Below are 5,911 nucleotides of genomic sequence, written 5' to 3' on the forward strand. Positions count from 1 at the left end.
TAACCAAAGGTTAACTAAGAATTGTGAAAAGCTGTCCACTGAATGTGCTGGGGGGCAGTGGGCAGGCTGCTGCGCCTGCTCACTGAGGGGGACTTTACGTCAAGAATTAATCGTCTTTGCGCTCGCGGCTGGAAAGACTGCCGTCTTGCAATGCCGAATAAACAACGGTGCTTTGACGAGTGAGCACGAGGTGCCGGATCAACGCGATCATCAGCCCCAGTAGCAAACCACCTACGAGGCCCAATGCAATGACCAAGGCTTTCTTCGGTTTGACCGGTGCCAGAGGCTCCTGGGCACGGCGGTCAACGGTGACCAGCTTGAGGTTGCTCATATCGATGTTAAGGCTGCGCAACCGTGCGACTTCAGCTCGAAGCGGTTCGACATCCTTCAGGAAAATATCTTCATTCCCACGTTTTTTCAGGATCTCAACTTCCCGGTTCGACTCAAGCAACTGAATTTCCTTGCCGATTTCAGCAATACGGGGGTTGGTGAAATCATCATTGGTCCGCTGTTGCAATGCGGAACGCTCTGCTTCCAAGGCCTCGGTCCCCAGGAAGTACAGCGGAATCTTCTGATTGTTGACCTCCGTGCGCATCACCTGGCTCGAACCCGTGCGGGTGGCGTCGGCCATGGACGATGGCGTGGTAGGTGTCTTGATCCCCATGGACTTGGCAATGGAGATCGCTTCGGCCAGTTCGGCCAGGCGATTGGTGCGCTCCATTTTCATCTGCAAACGCAAGGCGCCAAGTTCATCTTGCAATTGCGCACGCTTGAGTCGATCAGACTCAAGCAGCTTGGCGATCTTGGATTCCTTTTCGGTATCGTAGTTGGCTCGGGCCGCGTCGATTTTGCCCTTGAGCTCGGTCAAGCGGTTATTGACGATCACCTTGAGGTCGGCACCGACTTGTTCACGCTCGGCGGCGATTGCGTAATCCACAAAGCCGTTGAGGATCGCGACACCATCAACGTCCGACGGGTACTGCAACTCCAGGCGAATATAGTTGCTCAGCGAGTCTGACTTCTTGGGGTCCGGCAGGATCAGGTTGACCGAGTTCCGATTGAAATCCTCAAAGCTCTGCTCCAGGCTCTGCCCTGGTTTCTTGAAAGCCTTGAACAACTCCTCGTGTTCCTTGAAAAAACCCAGGCGGGCTTCGTACGAGTCCAACTGAGCCCCGACCTTCACCAAGGCGTCGGCCGGTGGCAGCTTGTAGACCTCGGAGCGGTTCAATGCATCCAACTCGTTGATTGCCGCAGGCCGCAGCACGCTGCTGACTTCATACGTCTTGGGCGCCAGGAAGGCATAGCCCACACCGAGAATCCCCACCAGGGCCGTACAACCGACTATCAGCTTTTTTTGCCGCCAAATGCCATGGAACAATTCAAACAGATCGATTTCATCGGGAGCGACAGCAGGCGGAAGCTGGGAAGTACGATTCAAAATAAGAACACCTTAAAATAATACTAAAAGGCCATCACCTTTCGAAGCCCCATGACTTCAAAAAATCAGGGACAACGCCCTGCATACGACGGACCAATGGCAGTCTGACCACTCAGTCTGATGAAAGATCCTACTTAGGTGGAGATTATTTCGTATTTATGTCGGTAAATCGCGATTACGACATTCATATAGGACTACGGTAGGTAGGAGCGTAGTCAATACAACATGAAAAAGCTGTCAAATCGCTGTCTTTTAAAGAAAAATCTCCATTCACTGTCTGCTTAAAGCTTCGCACCCGATACAAATAGCCCCGTCAACATTCAGAAAAAGGGATTTTGCATGTCATCTATTTCCGACTACCACGCCCTCCAAGGTGCTTGGGAGCAGACCGCACTTGAAGACAATGGCGTGCTCAATCCGCCTGACGCCCATAGCGCGCCAGGCGCCATTACCACTATTACCGGGGACAGGTTCGAAGTGACGACAGTCGATGGCACTATTTTGCTGGCTGGCCGGTTTTCCCTGGACACACGCACCACGCCCAAAAGCATTACCTGGGTCGACTCGATTGGCGATGATGCGGGCAAGCAGCTACCCGCCAGCTACCAACTCGACGGGGATCATTTTGTATTTATCGCTGCTGATGAGGGTATGCCCAAGCCGACGGTGTTCAGTACCGGTCCGGGGCAAACCATGCGCACGTTTGTGCGGCGCCGTTGAATGAGTGCATATCCGAATACTCGACAGCCTTTTCACACGGCCTTCACTTTCCGAGCGATACGTTAAGCGTACCTACTCCAGTGAATCCCTTAGCCCGCCTCTCGCGGGCTTTTTTTGTCCGCGGGAAACCTGATCAAGCAGGAAGCTTGGTCGCAGTCAGGGTGAAACACAGTGGCAATTGCGCGTGCTGGTGTTCGTACTGGTCATACAGTTCTTCACGATTGGAATGCGGGTACTCCTGCAAATGGCCAATCTGCAGTTGCGCCGCAATCGCCCCGCTCACCACGCTCCCCAGCGTATGCACAAACCAATACGAAGTCGGGCCGTCAACGGTGCCTTGCCCCTCGTAGACAATGGACTCTTGCAACACAAAGGGATCGCGCTGGAAATACGAGCTGGCCGGCAGCATTGGGTTGGGTGCCAGGGGGTCGAATACTTCAAGGAACGGATGGGTTTCGTACATCACCAGAACACCGCCGGGCTTTAGCGTACTGGCGACATGACGCATGAACAACGCCACATCCGGCATCCAGCCCAATACGCCAATGGTCACAAGGGCCACATCAAACTGCCCCATCAGATGCTCAGGCAGATGATGGATGTCGCTCTCAATGAACTGCGGGCAATGGGGCGAAGCATCACCGAGCTCTCGGGCTTGCTGGAGAAACGCCTGGGATTGATCGACACCCACCACGGAGCGCGCGCCCAAACCGAACAAGGACAGACTCTCGCGTCCATTGTTGCAGCACAGTTGCACCACATCCTTGCCGGCGACGCCGACATCTTGCAGCAGCGTGGTAATCGTCGGGTCAAGGCAGGAAAAGTCAGGGCGAACGACGGCTTCCAGCGTCGCCTTCCAAGTGGCCGTGTCTTTGTGCAGGCTGGCGGACTCATCCCAGGCGTGCCTATTACTGGTAATGGCCTGTTCGGCCGAGGGCATGTCCATTGCGGCTCCAGATAGTCAGTGCGGCGGGGTTCGGAAAATAAGCCAGTTTTCGCGTGCAATACAACTGTCGCCTGACATATGCGACAATGCGCGCCAAATTCCAACACACATCCCCAATTTTCTGCTCAGCGACCGGGTTTCGCGCCTTGATGTCGCTGTTGACGCATGCCTGAAGGCTCCAGCCGCCAAGCTCGCAACCCATTGATAGGTAAAGTAATTGATCTCCACAGCTAACATCACCATGCGGTATGGAATGCTGTCTTGTGATTAGCGCTGATCAGTGTTTATTGGGCCAAATCGTCATGAGTAAGCACCCGTAACGCACCGAAATGCACCCGTTGGTCCCAGAAGTGGTCCCAACGGGGAAATTCCAGCCCATGCCGGAACTGCATAACACCCTCCCCGGCGTCCTGCCGACCGAACACCACCACCCCAGAAGCACATCCGGTACTACGCTGTTTACTCCACGGAGAAACAACGATGCCAAATTCAGACCTGTTCCCCACCCTGCTTTCAAAACTCTACGAAAACCAACTGGCCCTCGAAGCCTCCATCATGGAGTTGTCAAACTGGGTGGAGCAGCGAGGCTCTGCCGATGTGGCCGAGAATGTACGTGGGGCGCTGGACACAATCGACCGCAACGAGGAATTCATCAAACTGACTCTGGCAGTTCTCATGTCGCCCGAGTGAAGTTTGAGGCAAAGAGATACCTACGAAACTCCGGACGATTCAGTGTGCGTCAAAGCGCTTGCCAGTTGGTACGACCCCTAACACAGGGAAATTTCCTACAAACTGATCAGGCGAAAGCTACAGCCTTGGTAGCGCTGATTTCGGATAATCCTGATGGTATCTAGCCAGTACGCTAGACCTCTATCAACGATTAGGCTGACGGCAGGCATGCTGAAGGTCGCTTCGATTAGGACTTCAATTATGAAATTCAGATCAAGAGCCATAAGGCGTGCCGGCGTGATTTCTTTTGTGCTGGGTGCAACTTTCACCTTGTCAGCAACGCCGGTGAGGGCCGCTTGTACTTGGAGCGGAAGTAACTGGGCACCCAAGCAACTGACCCTAGCTGCAGGTACAGTTTTTGCGCCGCGAGACGTGCCGATTGGCACGACGCTTAACAACTTCAGCCCGATACGCGAGTTAGCATTTGGCGACAGATTAGTGTGTGGTCTGACCGCATCCTACAGCACGACCCTGATCGGTCCATTGGCAAGCAATATACCAGTAGATTCGCTTAACGTGCCTGCTAACTCAGTGTTGCAAACTAACGTACCGGGGGTTGGCTTAACTATGTACATGACAGGCTTTGCTACCCAGTGGCAAGTTCCCCCAGACAACCGAAGCCGCTTTATGCCCTTCACTCTGACCCTGAATATCAACACTGCAGTTGCAGGTATGCCAAGTGCAATGGTTCGCTACGCATTGATAAAAACTGGAGACATCGCTCCAGGCACGCACACGATAAATCAAGTAGTCGCCGCAGGCGACTCTGACCGTGGTCGTATTTTCGATTTGACCTTCACTGCAACAGTTACCGTAGCTGGCTGCTCTATGCCGGTGGCGCCGGGAAATCAGATCAATGTGCCGATGGGTACTTGGGAGAAGCGCGTTTTTAACGGTAAAAATTCCACTACTCCAGCTCAGCCATTCGCCATCACGCTCAACTCTTGCATTGCGGGTAGTAACTACCCAGGAAATGCCAACGGCTACTTCAACGGTAACTACGCCAATATCCAGCTCGATGGAAATAAGACGTCAAACATAATTGATGCGGCCAATGGCATCCTCAGTCTTTCAAGCGACTCAACCGCACAAGGTGTGGCGATCCAAGTGTTGCGTGATGACGGTACACCTATGAATTTGGGGCTACCTGTACGGCTAAACCGCATCGTAGATGGCACCACTACAGTCCCCCTTAGAGCGCGGTATATTCAGACCAGCGACGGGCCAACGCCCATGCCGGGTTCAGCAAACGGATACGCAAGTTTTTCAGTCACTTATCGGTGAATAGGTTGTAGTCAAACTAACTGCACCATCTCAACGCCATAGACTTCGCAGCCGTATTTTCATGCGGCTTGCCAGTTCTGTGGCGTTGTTGTTTGCAAGGTACTTTTAGCACTGATACCAGCTTAAAAAAGCTTAGGAAATTTCCTACAAACAAAGAGACCTTTCCTACAGCCAACTTTGATCGCTCTCCCGATAATTAACCCAGACGAAACGCGACACCCCCAGATGGGCTGCCACGTCAACACGCCTGAAGGCCCAGAGACGGCTAACAAGCGCTCTTTCATTAAAGTGGATGTGATCATGAAAAGTTTTGCTCTCAAAGGTTTACCTCTAGCTCTGCTTCTGGCTGGCGCTTCGCAAGCAGCCATCGCTGCAGATGGCGAAATCAACTTCACCGGTAGCGTCACTGACAACACCTGCCCAGTAGTGGTAGCCGACCTGAATGGTTCTGCGGGTGCCGGCGACGTGACTTTGGGTACCGTACCGGTTACTTCCCTTGCCACCGCTGGCCAAGTGGCAGGTGGCGGCGCTTTCACCCTGACAATTGATACCAATGCCCCAGGTTGCAGCGTTGCTGGCAAAAAAGCCGTGGTCAAGTTCTTGTCCCTGAGTGGTAGCGCCGGAGCCAATGGCCAGTGGATTGGCCTGACACCAGAAACGGGTGTTGCGACCAACGTTGCAGTGCAAATCAAAGATGCCGCCGGCAAAGACTTGCAAATGGGTCTGGAGTCCTCGCCGTACCTGGATCTGACCCAACCACTGCGTTTCACCGCCAACTATATCTCCACTGGCAC

At 53.5% G+C, this 5,911-nt stretch carries 6 protein-coding genes; 4 read left to right on the top strand and 2 right to left on the bottom strand.

Features of this window, described 5'->3' with window-relative positions; all coding sequences use genetic code 11:
• Positions 1–106 precede the first annotated feature (106 nt).
• Positions 107–1,438 carry a Wzz/FepE/Etk N-terminal domain-containing protein gene (locus ACRESD_RS21610; RefSeq protein ID WP_431752765.1) on the bottom strand — a complete coding sequence of 444 codons (1,332 nt, stop codon included), beginning with the start codon at positions 1,436–1,438 and terminating at the stop codon, positions 107–109.
• Positions 1,439–1,777: 339 nt separating this feature from the next.
• On the opposite strand from ACRESD_RS21610, the gene ACRESD_RS21615 reads away from it, so the two are divergent.
• Positions 1,778–2,158, top strand: a complete 381-nt coding sequence (locus tag ACRESD_RS21615; RefSeq protein WP_431752766.1) for a TIGR03067 domain-containing protein — start codon at positions 1,778–1,780, stop codon at positions 2,156–2,158.
• Between the two features lie 133 nt (positions 2,159–2,291).
• Here ACRESD_RS21615 and ACRESD_RS21620 read toward each other — a convergent pair whose 3' ends face one another.
• Positions 2,292–3,104, bottom strand: coding sequence for a class I SAM-dependent methyltransferase (locus tag ACRESD_RS21620; RefSeq protein WP_431752767.1), 813 nt, complete (start codon positions 3,102–3,104; stop codon positions 2,292–2,294).
• Positions 3,105–3,584: 480 nt separating this feature from the next.
• Here ACRESD_RS21620 and ACRESD_RS21625 point away from each other — a divergent pair, with 480 nt between their 5' ends.
• The 3 genes from ACRESD_RS21625 to ACRESD_RS21635 form a co-directional block, all read left to right on the top strand.
• On the top strand, positions 3,585–3,794 hold the full coding sequence (locus tag ACRESD_RS21625; RefSeq protein ID WP_431752768.1) for a hypothetical protein: 210 nt from the start codon (positions 3,585–3,587) through the stop codon (positions 3,792–3,794).
• Positions 3,795–4,070: 276 nt separating this feature from the next.
• Positions 4,071–5,117: a fimbrial protein gene (locus ACRESD_RS21630; RefSeq protein ID WP_431752769.1), complete on the top strand. Its 1,047-nt coding sequence runs from the start codon at positions 4,071–4,073 to the stop codon at positions 5,115–5,117.
• 225 nt (positions 5,118–5,342) lie between these two features.
• On the top strand, positions 5,343–5,911 hold a 569-nt coding region (locus ACRESD_RS21635; protein ID WP_431752770.1), incomplete at its 3' end, for a fimbrial protein.

Source organism: Pseudomonas sp., assembly GCF_050739995.1.
Lineage (GTDB): Bacteria > Pseudomonadota > Gammaproteobacteria > Pseudomonadales > Pseudomonadaceae > Aquipseudomonas.